Source organism: Ensifer sp. Root423 (assembly GCF_001426275.1).
In the GTDB taxonomy this organism is placed as follows: domain Bacteria; phylum Pseudomonadota; class Alphaproteobacteria; order Rhizobiales; family Rhizobiaceae; genus Ensifer; species Ensifer adhaerens.
The window spans coordinates 111,888-126,576 of the sequence record NZ_LMEG01000003.1; the positions used below are offsets into that span (position 1 = coordinate 111,888).

Annotated in this window: 13 protein-coding genes; 4 read left to right on the forward strand and 9 right to left on the reverse strand. The window is 61.5% G+C overall.

The window, feature by feature from the left end; translation table 11 throughout:
- Window positions 1-60 precede the first annotated feature (60 nt).
- A complete protein-coding gene (locus tag ASD01_RS06385; protein WP_034794759.1) occupies window positions 61-1,713 on the reverse strand; it encodes a Na/Pi cotransporter family protein in 1,653 nt (550 codons plus the stop codon).
- A 117-nt stretch (window positions 1,714-1,830) separates the two neighbouring features.
- On the opposite strand from ASD01_RS06385, the gene ASD01_RS06390 reads away from it, so the two are divergent.
- Window positions 1,831-2,706 (forward strand): LysR substrate-binding domain-containing protein, encoded by an 876-nt coding sequence (locus ASD01_RS06390; protein ID WP_034794762.1) that lies wholly within the window; start codon window positions 1,831-1,833, stop codon window positions 2,704-2,706.
- 27 nt (window positions 2,707-2,733) lie between these two features.
- On the opposite strand, the gene kduD is transcribed toward ASD01_RS06390, so the two are convergent.
- The 7 genes from kduD to ASD01_RS06425 all read right to left on the reverse strand — a co-directional run bounded on the left by kduD (window position 2,734) and on the right by ASD01_RS06425 (window position 10,567).
- Window positions 2,734-3,498, reverse strand: coding sequence for a 2-dehydro-3-deoxy-D-gluconate 5-dehydrogenase KduD (gene kduD / locus ASD01_RS06395; protein WP_034794766.1), 765 nt, complete (start codon window positions 3,496-3,498; stop codon window positions 2,734-2,736).
- A complete protein-coding gene (gene kduI, locus ASD01_RS06400) occupies window positions 3,495-4,331 on the reverse strand; it encodes a 5-dehydro-4-deoxy-D-glucuronate isomerase (RefSeq protein ID WP_034794769.1) in 837 nt (278 codons plus the stop codon). Before kduI ends, kduD begins: the two co-directional genes overlap by 4 nt.
- 37 nt (window positions 4,332-4,368) lie before the next feature.
- Window positions 4,369-6,225, reverse strand: coding sequence for a DUF2264 domain-containing protein (locus tag ASD01_RS06405; protein ID WP_060530566.1), 1,857 nt, complete (start codon window positions 6,223-6,225; stop codon window positions 4,369-4,371).
- Between the two features lie 84 nt (window positions 6,226-6,309).
- Window positions 6,310-7,593 (reverse strand): ABC transporter substrate-binding protein, encoded by a 1,284-nt coding sequence (locus ASD01_RS06410; RefSeq protein WP_063979493.1) that lies wholly within the window; start codon window positions 7,591-7,593, stop codon window positions 6,310-6,312.
- Window positions 7,594-7,637: 44 nt separating this feature from the next.
- A complete protein-coding gene (locus ASD01_RS06415) occupies window positions 7,638-8,720 on the reverse strand; it encodes an ABC transporter ATP-binding protein (protein ID WP_034794772.1) in 1,083 nt (360 codons plus the stop codon).
- 34 nt (window positions 8,721-8,754) lie between these two features.
- Entirely contained in the window at window positions 8,755-9,648 is an 894-nt protein-coding gene (locus ASD01_RS06420) for a carbohydrate ABC transporter permease (protein WP_034794776.1), read from the reverse strand.
- The gene (locus ASD01_RS06425; RefSeq protein ID WP_034794779.1) at window positions 9,641-10,567 is read right to left on the reverse strand and encodes a carbohydrate ABC transporter permease; all 927 of its coding nucleotides are present in this window, start codon (window positions 10,565-10,567) and stop codon (window positions 9,641-9,643) included. Before ASD01_RS06425 ends, ASD01_RS06420 begins: the two co-directional genes overlap by 8 nt.
- Before the next feature lie 143 nt (window positions 10,568-10,710).
- Between ASD01_RS06425 and ASD01_RS06430 the strand changes: the two genes are divergently transcribed.
- From ASD01_RS06430 to ASD01_RS37500, 3 genes are all read left to right on the forward strand, one after another.
- The gene (locus ASD01_RS06430) at window positions 10,711-11,901 is read left to right on the forward strand and encodes a YyaL domain-containing protein (protein ID WP_060643679.1); all 1,191 of its coding nucleotides are present in this window, start codon (window positions 10,711-10,713) and stop codon (window positions 11,899-11,901) included.
- A gap of 68 nt (window positions 11,902-11,969) precedes the next feature.
- Window positions 11,970-13,034: a LacI family DNA-binding transcriptional regulator gene (locus ASD01_RS06435; protein ID WP_127890390.1), complete on the forward strand. Its 1,065-nt coding sequence runs from the start codon at window positions 11,970-11,972 to the stop codon at window positions 13,032-13,034.
- A gap of 251 nt (window positions 13,035-13,285) precedes the next feature.
- Window positions 13,286-13,585: a DUF6894 family protein gene (locus ASD01_RS37500; RefSeq protein WP_034794785.1), complete on the forward strand. Its 300-nt coding sequence runs from the start codon at window positions 13,286-13,288 to the stop codon at window positions 13,583-13,585.
- A 92-nt stretch (window positions 13,586-13,677) separates the two neighbouring features.
- Here ASD01_RS37500 and doeB read toward each other — a convergent pair whose 3' ends face one another.
- On the reverse strand, window positions 13,678-14,688 hold the full coding sequence (doeB, locus tag ASD01_RS06445; RefSeq protein WP_034794788.1) for a N(2)-acetyl-L-2,4-diaminobutanoate deacetylase DoeB: 1,011 nt from the start codon (window positions 14,686-14,688) through the stop codon (window positions 13,678-13,680).
- Window position 14,689: the final 1 nt, after the last annotated feature.

Below are 14,689 nucleotides of genomic sequence, written 5' to 3' on the forward strand. Positions count from 1 at the left end.
CGGAAACATCTATCTGTAAAATCGTTCTTTTGTATCAATCTATCGTTTCAATTTATATATCTAAGCAGCAGGCACGAGCCGGCTTTCCAGGAGGTCCCCGCTCTCGCGCAGGCGCGGATAGGCCATCGTCGTCACCAGCGAATTGACCTCCTTCAGCGCCCGAACGATCTCGAGATGCATGTCGCTCGACAGGATGCTGGTCGCGATGCCCTGCCGAAGCCGCTCCAGATGGCACTTGCTGCTTTCTTCGACCAGGCGACGCACATGTTCCTTCTGCCGAACCATTTCGCGCGCGATCACCGGGTCCGGGGAGACGAGAAGATTGGCCGCCAGCCTGACGTTGGAAGACACGGCCGCATGCAGCAAGGTGAGTTCACGCCATCCCTCCTGCGAGAAGGTCCCTGCGCCCGCAAGCCGCTCCTCGGCCATTTGCAGGAGGCTCTTTGCGACGACGTCTCCGGCATATTCGAGATGGATCGCTGCCTCGGTGAGTTCGATGCCGCGCCGCGATTGCTCTTCGGTCAGGATGCCGCGGTTGACGGCGGCGATGTAGAGCTTGATTGCGCTATGGGCCACGTGGATGTCGCCATCGATGCTTCTGAGCGCCTTGACCGCCTGCGGTGTCGGCGCGTGAATGACGGTCATGACGGGCTCCAGCATCCGGGCGATAAGATTGCCCATGTGCAACACCTCGCGTGCCGCGGCCGCCAGCGCCTGCGCCGGTTTGTCGATCAGCGCCGGGTCAAGCGCGCTGACATGAGCCGCACGATCATTGGCACCGGCGGCCTCCGGCATGAGCAACCGAACGAGGCGCGCCATCGGGCCGCAGAAAATCACCCCGACGAGAACCAGGGCAGCGTTGAAGAGCACATGCAGATTGACCAGCTTGCCGGCCACAGTCTCCCCAGGAAGCCAGTCGAACGGGGAATGCAGCGAAAAGAGTCCGAAGATCGCTGCGGCGAACAGGGCGCGGAAGAGGAGATTACCAAGCGGCAGGCGTCGGCCTTCGACCGGCAGACCGCGGGTCAGCCACAGCGCGATGAGCCCGCCGCCGATGTTGACGCCGAGCACCAGGGGAATGCCGACGTCCAGGGGCACGATGCCCTTCACGGCAAAGGTCAGGATCAGCAGGATCGCTGCCACGCTGGAGTGCAGCGCCCAAGTGAAGAAGGCGGCAAGGATCATCACGCTCAAGGCATCCTTGCCGACGAAAGCGACGACGGAAGGCAGCATCGGGCTCTGAGAGAGCGGCTGCGTCGCATGGCCGATCATCTGCAGCGAGAGCAGCAGCAGACCGATGCCGAGCACTGCACGCCCGGTCTCGACGGACTTGCGGGTCGATGCCTTCAGATGCGCAAGACCGCCAGCGGCGATCAGAAGCGGCGCCAGCCAATGCAAGTCGAAGGACAGGATCTTGACGACAAGCGCCGAGCCGAGATCGGCACCAAGCAGCACCGCCAGGCCGGTATCAAGCGCCAGCGCGCCGCTGACGGCAAAACCGGCGGCAAGCATGGCGACCGCCGTCGAGCTTTGCAGCGCAATGGCAACCGCGCAGCCGCAGATGGCCGCACGCGGTCGTCCACCGGCGCCACCGACGGTACGCGCGACGATGTCGCCTGCCGCCGCCTCAACACCTTTCTTCACGAGGCTGACGGCGTAGAGCAAGAGGACGGTGGCGGCGGCAAGCTCGAGGACGACGGCCGGGAGGTTCATGAGGCGCGCTCCGGATAGAGGTGGAATCCGAAAACTATCCGCGCCCGCTTTACATAAATCAAATCGTTCGTTTTAATCAAACTATCGTTCAAATCTATTCAAGAAGGCGTCGTACGCATGCGCTATGTCCAGCTCCGCGCCTTTCATAACGTGGCCATCCACGGCGGTTTCTCGCGTGCCGCCGAAGCGCTCTTCCTTACTCAGCCGGCAGTCTCGGATCAGGTGCGCAAGCTCGAGGAGGAATATGATGTCCTCCTCTTCAACCGGAACAAGAAGCAGGTGACGCTGACCCAGGCGGGCCAACAGCTCCTGGAAGTCACCCGCCGCATGTTCGACGTCGAGCAGCAGGCCCTGGATCTTTTGTCGGAATCACGGGCGCTGAGAGCGGGAAAACTACGGATCGTTGCCGATGCCGCCCATCACCTGCTGCATATCCTTGCCGCTTTCCGGCGCACCTATCCGACCGTCCAGGTGTCGATCGATTCCGGCAACACCGAAACCGTCATCACCAGCCTGCACGCCTATGAGGCAGACATCGGCGTTCTCGGCGAGATCCCGCAATCGAGCGACTTCGACATCCTGAAACTCAACTCCACGCCGATCATAGCCTTTGCGAGCCGTGACTATCCGCTGCAAGGCAAGAAAAAGGTGACTTTCGCTGAACTCGTGAAGCACCCCTTGGTCATGCGCGAGCAAGGCTCCAAGACCCGCCAAAAGCTCGAAACGATGTCGCAGCAATGTGGCGTGCAACTGACGCCGCTCATCGAAGCCGAAGGTCGTGAGGCGGTGCGCGAGATCGTCGCCGCCGGCGGCGGGGTCGGCTTCGTTTCGTCGGCGGAGTTCGGGCAAGACAGCCGCCTCATTCCCATCGAGATCGAAGCGCCCGAGATGCTGATGGACGAAGCACTCATCTGTTTGCGCGAGCGCAGCAACGGGAAACTGGTCAGCGCCTTTTTCGACATTGCCCGCAGGCTAACCTCTGCGCCGGCCTGATCGCTACCCGGACGGCAGCAACGCAATTTATCGCGCCAACCAGCCGCCATCAACCGGGACGACCGCGCCATGCATGTAGCGGGATGCCGGCGCCAAGAGAAAAACGGCAGCCTCGCCGATATCATCGGGCGTGCCCCAGCGACCGGCCGGGATGCGGTCAAGGATTGCCGCTGAGCGGTTCGCATCCGCGCGCAGCGCCTCGGTGTTGTTGGAGACGATGTAGCCAGGCGCGATCGCATTGACGTTGATGCCCTTGCTTGCCCATTCGTTGGCAAGGATGCGGGTAATGCCCAGCACTCCATGTTTTGAGGCCGTATAGGATGCGACACGAATGCCGCCCTGGAAGGATAACAACGAGGCGATATTGACGATGCGCCCGGCTCGCTTTTCGTCCAGGAGTTTTCGGCCATAGGCCTGGCAAAGAAGAAAGGCCGCCTTGAGATTGAGGTCGATCACGTCATCCCAGTCGGCCTCCGAGAGCTCGGTGGAGGCCGACCGACGAATGATGCCGGCATTGTTGACCAGTCCATCCAATGGGCCGCACTGTCCCCAGACGCGGTCAAGCAACGTTTTGACCGCCTCTCCATCGCTAAGATCGCAGGCAAACGGCTGGATCCGGCCGCCCGCCGCTTCGACCTTTTCGACTGTTTCGGCCATGGACGAGCGTCCGACCGCGACCACTTCGCCGCCAGCCCGGGCGACCGATACCGCGATGCCTTGGCCGATCCCGGTGTTGGCACCCGTAACCAGCACGCGCTTGCCGTCGAGGCTGAAGGCCGAGAGATCGCTCATCGCAACGTCTCCATCGGGACCGGGTCGGCGTCGGTGTAGTCGACATTGTCCCCCGCCATCGCCCAGATGAAGGCATAGCTGGAGGTGCCGCAACCGGAATGTATAGACCACACCGGCGACAGCACCGCCTCTTCGTTCGCCATCACGATATGGCGGGTTTCGGAAGGCTCTCCGAGAAAATGGAAAACCCGCGCCGGCTCCGGAAGGTCGAAATAAAGATAGACCTCCATGCGTCGATCATGGATGTGCGCCGGCATCGTGTTCCACACCGACCCTTCCTTCAGTTCCGTCATTCCGACGACCAGCTGGCAGGTCTCGATCCCATTGGTGAACTGAAAGATCGATCGTTCGTTCGATGTTTCCAGGCTGCCGAGATCGAGACGTTTCGCGCCCGCGATCGTCAAAAGCGCTGTCGGGTAAGTACGGTGCGCGGGGGCTGACAACAGATAGAACTTTGCCGGCTTCGACCGGTCGTCCGACGAGAACACCACGTCCGACCCCATGCCGACATAGATCATGTCACGGGGACCGAGCACATGGCTCTTTCCGGAAACGACGGCCCGCCCCGGCCCGCCGATGTTGACGGCAATCAGCTCGCGGCGCTCGAGAAACGTCTTCGTTCCCATCGGCTTGATGGCTTCGAGCGTCAGCTCCGCCTCGACCGGCATCGCCCCAGCGATCACCATGCGGTCGTAATGGGTATAGGTGAGGTTGACGCGATCGCTCGCAAACAAACCGCCAATGTGGAAATTGTGACGCAGCTCGTCGGTTCCCATCGCTGCGGCAGCAAGCGGATCGATGGCGTGGCGGGATGTAAAATCGGGGATCGTCATATCAAGTCTTTCGGTCGTTGTGGCAGGATCGAGGATGTCAGAGCGGTACGCCGCGCATCAGCGTTACGGTTGTCCCCGTCTCGGACACGCGCCGTCGCAGCGCTCCGACGTCGGGTGCTGCAGGCAAGCGGGATAGTTTCCTTGTCCCCTCTGTCGCATCGGCCTGCGCAAGCACGGCGACGGCGAGCGTGCTGACGCCGACTGGAACAGTACCGCGCAATTGCGGAACCAAGGTTTTTGCGGAAACCAGGTTGGTGTTTGGGGCAGCGATATGGCAGCGGCCCTCCCGAGGGTTCGTCGAACCGATGTCGAGGATGGCTGACAGGTCCGTCGCCGTGGCAACGACAGCGCGGCCGGCACCCTGTTTGCAAACTTCGCCGGCGTCTCGCCCGACTGCAAAGCCGCCTTCGATCGTGGCGAGCGTCCGCGGCGTGTCGATGCGGTGAAGCCGAACCTGGAAATCGCCGTCCCAGTAAAGCCAGGTCTCGACCAAGACATCGGCGAAGGGCCGCCAACGCGCATAGAGAAGGTTGTTGGCGACGAGCGCCTCTTCGTTGGTTTCGCGCACGCGGAAATGCACGCCGTCATCGCTGAAGCCGATCATGGATTCGAGCACGGAATTGTCGAACCGCCAGAGATCGTTCTCGATGCTGAAGCCGTATCGCCCCGAATAGGCGAACTTCGCGTATTTCTCAGGCGCGAAGCGGATGAAGGTGTTCTCGGCGCTCGTGTGCTGGCCACAGGAGAGCGCAATGGCATCCCCTGCCGGATTGGCGATCAGGAAACCGATATGGCGCTGCGTGGAGACGGCGGATCGCTGTGGGCAGGCGTCCTCATCGCTCGCCCAGAACGGATGGTCCGCCGGCAGCATCAGCGGAAGGAAGGCCTTCAGCGCCCAATAGGGCGATTGCGCGGAATTGTACGGTTCCGACATGATGAGGTTGGGATAGGCGTAGCCGACGGGCATCACGCCATCGCGCGCGGCGAAGGGGCGCTTCGCCCACCAGCGCAGATGACGCAGGAAGTAACCCTTCTGTTGTCCGAAGGGGATCTCCTCTTCGCCTGCGAGCGCCATGGCGCCGAAGAGGCCGGCAATGGCAAAACGATAGGTCATCGAGCGACCGAAGCAGAGCGCCGGTCCGTCATCGGCAAACCATCTCGCCATGTCTCCGGCGATCAGTCGGGCCCGCTCCCGATACCTTTTCGTCCAGTCGCCGCCATCGAGGGCCGCCAGGATCAGGCCATAGAAGTGAAAGGCGAAGGGAATGTAGTGGTCGGCGCGGCGCGTATCCCCATCGTGATACCAGCCATCGCCGAGGTAGAACGCGTCGAGTTCCTGCCGGTACTGGTCGTCGAGTTCTCGATCACAATCGACCCCGACATGTCTCAAACCCATGCTGACGAGCAACCGGAAGAACTTCCAATTGTTGTCGCTATATTCGCAGGCATGGCCTTTGAGCAGATAGGCAACAACGTTTCGCCGTTCGGCCGTAGACAGGGGCGCCCAGAGCTTGTCTGGAACGAGCCTCAGTGCAAATCCGATCGCTGCGAGTTCCACGAGGCGCTGGCTGCGGTCGAACGGGTCGCCCCAGTATTCCGGATGGGCCGGATCACAGCCATTGGCAAGACCGCGCGCGATCGGCGTCCAATCGATCCACGTTGCGCCGCCGACCTCGGCCGGTGCCAGGCCCCAGAGCAGACGGGAATAGCCCTCCAAGTCGGCGGACGCCTGGTCGAAATGTGCCGCATGCGCATCCAGCCGGATGCGAGCGCCGCCGGCAGACCGATATTGTTCAACCGGCTCCACCAGCGCCTTGAGCGCGGCCTCGACATCGGCGCGGCTTTTGAGCGGATTGCCCGCCCACGGTTTAAACAGGGTTTCGGGGAAGATCATGTCGGTCATGCCAAAGGTTTCCGTTCGAACATTGCCGCGCGGGGGGATGACTTCCCGCGCGGCCCGGCAAAGTGGAGCGGATGCTCAGGCCCTGAGAATGCGGTCGGCCGATGAGACGAGTTCGTTGCCTGCTTCCGCCGGCGTCAGCTGGCCGAAGGCGACCTTGTCGGCGAGCGGCCGGAAGACGCGCTCGTCAAGTTCACCAGCACCGAGCGGCACGGCCGGCGGGTAGGTGCCGACGCGATCCGCAATGCCGTTGACATAGTCGACCGTCTTTTTCGCCGTGGCGTCGATCGAGGGAAGAACGGCGGTCTGCACGTCGGTGTTTACAGGCACGCCGCGCTCGACCTGAAGGATCTTGCCGGCCTCCAGGTCGTTGACGAAAAAGTCGATGAATTGCGCTGCGAGTTCCGGGTTCTTCGCGGTGCTTGCGATCGACCAGTGCAAGCCGGGGCGATAGAAAAGCCCGGAGGGACCATCCGCACTGCTGACCGGCAGCGACGTGATATCGAGCGTGCTCTTGGAGATCTTCTGGAAGGCAGGGAGCTGGTTTGAGAAGGCAATCGCGATGGCCGCGTTGCCGGTCGCCAGCGGGTTGCTGTCGACCAGCACCTTGTCGAGCGCTTGTATCTCGGCGGAGACGCAGCCGCCGTTCTTGGTGAGGCTCTCCCAATAGCCGAACCAATCGGCCGCATCGCTGGCCTCATAGCCGAGCTTTCCGGCTTCCGTGTAGAGCTTCTTGCCGCGCTGATGCAAAAACGCCTCGAAGGCGTATGTGTAGCGCGACGCGTTTCCAACCGCCCAGACGTTCTTCTTGCCTATTGCCTTGGTAAGGTCGATCGAGAACTTGGCGAAGTCGTCCCAGGTGGTTTTGGCCGAAGGCGGGATAAGCCCGGCTTTCGTGACCGCATCAGCGTCGTAGATCATGGCAAAGGCGTTCAGCGACAACGGCATACCGGTCACCTTGCCGTCGACCGTTCCAAGATCGAGCACACCTGGCACCAGCTTGTCCGTGCGGATGACCTTGCCGAGATAGTCGTTGAGCGGCAGGTTGGTGGACCGGCGGCTATAATCGGCAAAGCGGCTGGGCTCGAGCTGGAAAATGTCCGGGGCGTTCCCACCGGCGATCATCGTCGTCAGTTTGGCCCAGTAATCGCTCCCGCCCACTTCGCCGACGATCTTGGCGCCGGAATGCGCCGCCTCGAAGAGCTTGGCAACGCCAAGCGTGCGCTCGGCGCGGCTGGGTGTACCCCACCAATAAAGGCGCATGGAATCCTCCGCAAAGGCGCGGATCGCGGGCATCGTCGCGAGCGTGGCGCCGGCCCCGAAAAGCGCGGCGTTACGCAGAAAATGGCGTCTGTTGATCATGTTCTCCTCCTCCATGATTTGTTCCTTGAGATCTCTCTTTGCGATCAATGGCCGATGCGGTCGCCGGCCCCGTCGAACAGGTGGCAGTTTTCCGCGGCAATCCGGACGTCCAGCGTTGAGCCGGCAGTGATCGGGCGTTGGCCATCGAGAGCAACCGTCAGCGACTGCCCGTCGGTGAGCCGCCCGTAAACGATGGTCTGACCGCCGAGATGCTCGACATGGACGACCGTCAGCGCGCCAAGTTCGAGCCCGCCGGTCGCGTCGATACCGATATGTTCGGGCCGCAGGCCGAGGCTGACCTTTGTGCCAACCGCGATGCGCTCCTCGATCGGGAGCCGCGCAATTCTGCCGGCAACATCGATCGAGATACCGCCGTCGCGGATGTCGCGTGCGACGGCATCGAGGAAATTCATCTTGGGCGAGCCGATGAAGCCGGCGACGAAGCGGTTGGCGGGCCGGTTATAGATCTCGAGCGGCGTGCCGTGCTGTTCGATGACCCCGGCGCGCAAGACGACGATGCGGTCTGCAAGCGTCATTGCCTCCACCTGGTCATGGGTGACGTAGATCATCGTCGCGCCGATATCCTTGTGCAGCTTGGCTATCTCGACGCGCGTCTGGACGCGAAGCTCCGCATCGAGATTGGACAGCGGCTCGTCGAACAGGAAGATCTTCGGGTCGCGCACGATTGCCCTGCCGATCGCTACGCGCTGCCGCTGGCCGCCAGAGAGTTGCTTCGGCTTGCGGTCGAGCAGATGGGTAATCTGCAGGATGTCGGCGGCCTTGCGGACCCGCTTGTCGATCTCCGGCTTCGGCATCTTTGCCGTTTCGAGACCGAAGGACATGTTCTTGTAGACGCTCATATGCGGGTAGAGCGCATAGGACTGGAAGACCATGGCGATGCCGCGCTGGCTCGCCTCCTTCTCGTTCATGCGCTCGCCGCCGATGGAAAGTTCGCCGCCGCTGATCGGCTCGAGCCCCGCAATCATGCGCAAAAGGGTCGACTTGCCGCACCCCGATGGGCCGACGAAAACCACGAACTCTCCGGAGCCGATCGCCAGATCGACGCCGCGGATGATGTCGAGATTGCCAAAGCTCTTCTTGATCTTGCTCAAAGCCAGCGTCGTCATCGTTTCCGTCCCTATCTCTCAATTCCAGTTGGTGTCAGCGCTTCATGCCGGTTGTCGCGATGCCTTCGATCAGCAGTCGCTGGAACAGCATGAAGAGGATGAAGATTGGCAGCACCGTCAGCGTCGACATGGCAAAGAGCGAACCCCAGTCCGACGTCCCGGTGGAGTCGACGAAGGTGCGCAGACCGAGCTGGGCGGTGTATTTTTCGATGTCATTCAGGTAGATGAGCGGCGCAAAGAAATCGTCCCAGGTCCAGATGAACGAGAAGACCGCTGCCGTCGCCAACACCGGCGTTGAGAGCGGCAGGATCACCTTCAGGAAGATGCGCAGCGGGCCGCAACCATCCATGATGGCCGCCTCGTCAAGCTCGCGCGGGATGCCCCGGAAAAACTGCACCATCAGGAAGATGAAGAAGGCGTCGATCGCCAGGAATTTCGGCACCACCAGTGGCAGGATGGAGTTCACCCAGCCAAGCTTCAGGAACATCACATATTGCGGGATCAGCACCGCATGCTGCGGCATCATCAAGGTGCCGAGCATCAGTGTGAACCAGAAACCGCGCCCCTTGAAACGTAGGCGCGTGAAGGCATAGGCCGCCATCGAGCAGGAAATGAGGTTGCCGATGACGACGAGCAGCGAAATCACCAGCGAATTGAAGAACATCCAGCCAAAGCCGATACTCAAGCCGGTCCAGCCGCGGCGATAGGCATCGACTGTCGGGTCAGTCGGGATCAGCCCCGTCGAGGTGAAGATCTCGCTGTCCGGCTTGAACGAGCTCGCGACCATCCAGAGCAGCGGATAGAGCATGAGAAAGCTGACCGCGACGAGCAGCGCATAAAGCAGAGCACGTTTCCACGGGGATGTGCCAGATACGCCGGCGTCGGCGCGCGAAGCGATGGTGGTCGTCGAAAGAGCGGCATCAGTCATCGTAGTGAACCCAGTACCTGGCTGTCAGGAATGACATGGCGGTGAAGAAGGCGATGATGAGCACCAGGACCCAGGCCAGCGCCGAGGCATAGCCGAAGCGGAAATTGGTGAAGGCCTCCTGGTAGAGGTAGAGCGTGTAAAACAGCGTGGAGTCGATCGGACCGCCGGTTCCGTCGCTGATGACAAAGGCCGAGGTGAAGGCCTTGAAGGCATCGATCGTCAGGATCACGGCATTAAAGAAGATCACCGGCGTCAAAAGCGGCAAGGTGATCTTGAAGAACTGCCGGGCCTTGCTGGCGCCATCTATGCTTGCCGCCTCGTACATGTCCTGCGGGATCTGACGCAGACCGGCAAGAAAGATGATCATCGAGGATCCAAACTGCCAAACCGCCAGGAGAACGAGCGTATAAAGCGACGTCGAAGGGTTCGAGATCCAGCTTGGCCCTTCGAAACCGAACAACGCGTTAAGCGCCTGATTGAGTAATCCGTCGCCGGCAAACACCTGTCGCCACAGGACCGCCACGGCGACGCTGCCGCCGACCAGTGACGGCAGATAGAAGATCGCACGAAAGAGCGACAGGCCTTCAAGCCCCCGGTTCAGCGCCACTGCCACGGCAAGCGCAAATAGCAACTTCAAGGGAACCGACAGCAGCACGAAGGTGAAGGTCACGTTCATCGCCGTCCAGAAGCGCGGATCATCGGTCGCGATGCGCACGTAGTTCTCCGCGCCAACCCAGTTTGCTGCGCCAAGGCCGCTGTAGTCGGTCAGAGACAAATAGAACGAGGCGACAGCAGGCCCGAGCGTCAGCAGAAAAAAGCCGATAAGCCACGGCGTGATAAAGCCGTACCCGGCCAGGCTCTCTGCGAGCCTGAACCCGCTGCCGGCAGCCGGCCTTTCAGTTGTCCCTAATGTGGACATTGTATCTCTCTCCAGCGATGCCCGGCTCCTCCCGAGCATCCGACTCCTAGCGGTTAGAAATTTTCCCGTCAACAGAAAGTTTCGTAGTTGACGAAATTATCGTATTTGTGCGAAAACTTCACGAAACCAACGTGAGGCTTATCATGCGCATCGAACGAAACAGCTACTTCAACGCGGTCGAAATGGTTGGCAATCGCCCCAATCGCGAACGTCACCAGCAGGCTTTGGAACGCTGCATTGCCAAATTGCGCCAGACCATGCCGACAATCGGTCTGCGCAATCCGAAGATTGGCCTGCCGGATCAGACGTGGAGCTATTGCGGGCCCTTTGACTGGGTCGTGAGCTTTCACGCCGGCCAGCTCTGGCTTGCGCTGGAACTCACGGGCGATCCCAGCTTCCTGAACGCCGCCCGGGCCCGCCGCGCCATTTTTCGCGACATCTTGCGCCATCGCGATGCGCAAGACCACGATCTCGGCTTCCAGTTTTCTTTGAGCTGCGTTGCGGAGTGGCTGCTGACAGGCGACCGGGAGGCTCGCGATCTCGCTCTTGAAGCTGCGGCGAGGCTGCTTGAGCGCTATCGCCCGGATGCACGATATATCCAGGCCTGGAATGCTCGCTCGATCCACGGTGGCATTCGCTCCGAATTCGTCAATGGGCGCGTCATCGTCGATACGATGCAAAACCTCGCGCTGCTACACTGGGCCCACCGCGAGACCGGCCGCGGCGATTTTGCCGAAGCCGCCGATGGCCACGCCGAAACAACCCTGAAGCACCTGGTTCGCGCTGACGACACAAGCTTCCACACCTTCCTGTTCGACCCTTCAAGCGGTAAGCCCCTGCGCGGGGAGACCCATCAAGGATATGCGGACGATTCCTGCTGGTCACGCGGCCAGGCCTGGCTGATCCATGGCTATGCGCAGTGCGCGGCAACCACCGGCAACCCTCACTTCGCCGACGCCGCGAGACGTCTGGCTGCCAAGGCCGAAGCTCTGATGGGCGACGACGGCGTCCCCGTCTGGGACTATTCGGTTCCCGATGCCAAGTCAGCGCCCCGCGACAGTTCCGCCGGCGCGATCATGGCGGCCGGCATCTTCATCCTCGCGGGGCTTTGTGAACCGGAGGAGGCACAACGCTGGTACGCATTTGGCGATCGCCTGATCGGCGGCCTGCTCGACACTTGCGATCTGACGGGCGATCCCAAGGCCGAAGGGCTGCTCGCCCATGGCGCAGCCCATGCCAGCGCCGGCTATTCCGATGCGATGCTGCCCTACGGCGACTATTATTTCATGGAGGCGCTGATGCGTTCGCTTGGGCACACGCGCTTCTTCTGGTAGTGGACGATCATGACCATGCAGCCGCGATCAATCTCGCCCACTCCGGCCAGATAGGAACCTTCGTCGAAATGGATGACGAATCGAACGCCCCGACACTCAAGGACATCGCCGACGCCGCGGGCGTTTCGGTCGCGTCCGTATCGAAGGTGCTCAACAATCGCGGTGGCGTCGGCGACGAAAGCCGGCGCAAGATCCTCGATCATGCGGAGCGCCTGGGCTACCAGGTCCGGGCGGCCCGCTCGCTGATCCGCGCCGGCGTCGAGAGCACTGTGCTGGTGATGCCGGCACAGTTTTATGCCAGTTCGGCTTTCTACGAGGACGTGATCCAGGGCGTGCTTGCAGAGGCCAGCACAAGCTCGCTCAGGATCGACGTCAGGCTTGTCTCGCTGGATGCGGAGATCGCGATCAGCGAAATCTCTGACATTCTGCGCGACATCCGCCCGGGCGCCCTTGTCGTGCTCGGCATGGACCATCCCGTCATGATCGACAGGATCGTCGATAGCGGCATCCCGGCCGTCATCATCAACGGCATGGACCGGACGATGCGGCTCTCATGCGTGCTGCCCGACAACTGGTCTGCCGGCTGGCTCGCTGCACAAAGATTACTTGCGGCCGGCCACCGCGAGATCGTGCACGTGACAATTCCCCACCGCCTGTCGCTACGCCGGCGCCTTGAAGGCTTCCGGATCGCGCTGGAGGAGGCCGGAATTGCCTTCGACGAAAATAGACACATCTTTGATCTCGGTCGCATGGGCCTGCAAGAGCCCGACACCACGCCGGCGATACGGCAGGCCATAAAGCAGGGGCGTTTCACCGACACAACCGCGTTCTTCTGCAGCACCGATCTAATCGCGATCAACGTCATGCAAGCTCTCGAAGCGAGTAGTCACTCGGTTCCGGAAGACTTCTCGATCATCGGGGTCGACGATATCGCGATCGCCCGGCACAGCCGCCCGCCGCTGACGACGATGCGGATCGACCGGGGTGAGCTTGGCCGTGCCGGCATCCAACTCCTGCTGGAACGGATCAACGACCCCGAAATCAATGTGCGCCGGGTCAATCTCGGCGTCCGCTTGGTTGAACGCTCCACAGTCGCCGTACCAAGGAGCAGCCCTCACGCGAAAAGAGCGTAAGAGGTAGCAGGATACGAAAGCGCCTCTGCCTGGCGCGCACCACGTTCGACGGACGAGACCCGTGTGTCGGGAGCGCGGAGCCGTAAAATGATGAGGTCAACCACACGGCCACTCTCAAGCGTGGCCGCACCTCACCTGCCATCGATGGATGGCTGCGTCACGCCCCACAAGCCATGTCACGCAACTGTCACGCGCAATAGATCAACGAGACTGCTAAGAAGTAGAAAAGTTATCATTGCTCGAGTGGCAACATGCCCCGATACCTCTTTCATATTCACCTGTCCGGCAGGATCAGTCGCGATGACCATGGAGCGTTTCACGCCAATGACAGTCAGGCGGTGACCAATGGCAGGTCGATCGCCGACAAGATCGCTGAAGACGACAGGCACCGTAGCGTCATCGTGACTGTCGAACGAGCCGGCGGCGTCGTTCTGGCCCGCGTGACTGCCAGGAGAGCAATGCCACCCTGGCAATCTGCGAGTTCGAAATTCGAACACGCTTGGAGAGAACTGTCCGACCTTGACGTTAGCCAATTCCGCAGGGCGCGTTAGAAATCCTGGCCCTGTTTTATTGACGTCAGCGAGGCGTCCCCTTTCGGTTAGGGGATGGCTCGCACGCGACGGTCGCCGGTGGTCCATAAGCCCTATGCCGCGACAATAGTTGCGAGCACGCTGACGCAATCACCGGATTTGACGAGGCCGGGGAAATGGCGAGCGACGAGGATGCCGTCCATCTTTGCCCGTATGTTCAGCGGTTCGTCGCCTGTACGGCCGATCGGATAGATGCGGGCGACGATTTCCCCGCTCCTCACCTGGTCGCCGAGATCGACGAACGGTTCAACAAGGCCGCCGTTCTCGGCAAAGCAAAAGCAGTTGCCGTCGGGCATGTCGAGCCACGTGGTTTCGCCGCTTTCGACTGCCCCTTTCAAGATACCTGCCGCCTTCAGCACGTTGGAAACGCCCGCCTTGGCGATACGCGCGCTCCTGGCCGTCGCCGTGCCGCCACCGCCGAGCTCGGTGGTGATGAAGACCTTGCCCATCTCCTCCGCCGCCGTGTCGTACATGCCGACGGCATCGATCTCCAGCATCTTCATCGACCATGGGGCGCCGAAGGCCCTGACGAGTTCGAAGGATTTTTCCTCCTGTGCCTTGTCTGGCAGCACATGGGCGGCGCAGAAAGGCAGAAAGTCGAGCGTCTTTCCGCCTGAATGAAAGTCGAGCACGATCTCGGCAAGCGGTAACAGCGTGCGCTGGAAATAGTCCGCGATCTTCTGGGTGACCGTGCCGTCCGGCGCGCCTGGAAAGCTTCGGTTCATGTTGCCCTTGTCGATCGGCGAGGTGCGGGTGCCGGCCAAAAAGGCCGGATAGTTCATCGCCGGCACGATGATGACGCGGCCCGTGACGTCATCGGCCTTCAGCGTGCGGGCGAGATCGAAGAGCGCAATCGGGCCCTCATACTCATCGCCGTGGTTGCCGCCGGTGAGAAGGGCCGTCGGGCCCTCCCCGTTCTTCACGACTGTCACCGGGATCATCACCGAGCCCCAGGCGGAATCGTCGCGGCTGTGAGGCAGACGCAGGAAACCATGCTGAACGCCCTCGGCCGAAAAATCGACCGTAGAACTGATCGGCGAAGGACGAAGGTTGATTTCCCGCATG

What these genes read in the sequence shown, in the direction of transcription:
- ASD01_RS06420 (WP_034794776.1), bottom strand. Translation starts at nt 9,648, where the DNA reads ATGACTGATGCCGCTCTTTCGACGACCACCATCGCTTCGCGCGCCGAC.
- doeB (WP_034794788.1), bottom strand. Translation starts at nt 14,688, where the DNA reads ATGCGGGAAATCAACCTTCGTCCTTCGCCGATCAGTTCTACGGTCGAT.
- ASD01_RS06435 (WP_127890390.1), top strand. Translation starts at nt 11,970, where the DNA reads ATGGATGACGAATCGAACGCCCCGACACTCAAGGACATCGCCGACGCC.
- ASD01_RS06430 (WP_060643679.1), top strand. Translation starts at nt 10,711, where the DNA reads ATGCGCATCGAACGAAACAGCTACTTCAACGCGGTCGAAATGGTTGGC.
- ASD01_RS37500 (WP_034794785.1), top strand. Translation starts at nt 13,286, where the DNA reads ATGCCCCGATACCTCTTTCATATTCACCTGTCCGGCAGGATCAGTCGC.
- ASD01_RS06385 (WP_034794759.1), bottom strand. Translation starts at nt 1,713, where the DNA reads ATGAACCTCCCGGCCGTCGTCCTCGAGCTTGCCGCCGCCACCGTCCTC.
- ASD01_RS06390 (WP_034794762.1), top strand. Translation starts at nt 1,831, where the DNA reads ATGCGCTATGTCCAGCTCCGCGCCTTTCATAACGTGGCCATCCACGGC.
- ASD01_RS06405 (WP_060530566.1), bottom strand. Translation starts at nt 6,225, where the DNA reads ATGATCTTCCCCGAAACCCTGTTTAAACCGTGGGCGGGCAATCCGCTC.
- ASD01_RS06415 (WP_034794772.1), bottom strand. Translation starts at nt 8,720, where the DNA reads ATGACGACGCTGGCTTTGAGCAAGATCAAGAAGAGCTTTGGCAATCTC.
- kduI (WP_034794769.1), bottom strand. Translation starts at nt 4,331, where the DNA reads ATGACGATCCCCGATTTTACATCCCGCCACGCCATCGATCCGCTTGCT.
- ASD01_RS06410 (WP_063979493.1), bottom strand. Translation starts at nt 7,593, where the DNA reads ATGATCAACAGACGCCATTTTCTGCGTAACGCCGCGCTTTTCGGGGCC.
- kduD (WP_034794766.1), bottom strand. Translation starts at nt 3,498, where the DNA reads ATGAGCGATCTCTCGGCCTTCAGCCTCGACGGCAAGCGCGTGCTGGTT.
- ASD01_RS06425 (WP_034794779.1), bottom strand. Translation starts at nt 10,567, where the DNA reads ATGTCCACATTAGGGACAACTGAAAGGCCGGCTGCCGGCAGCGGGTTC.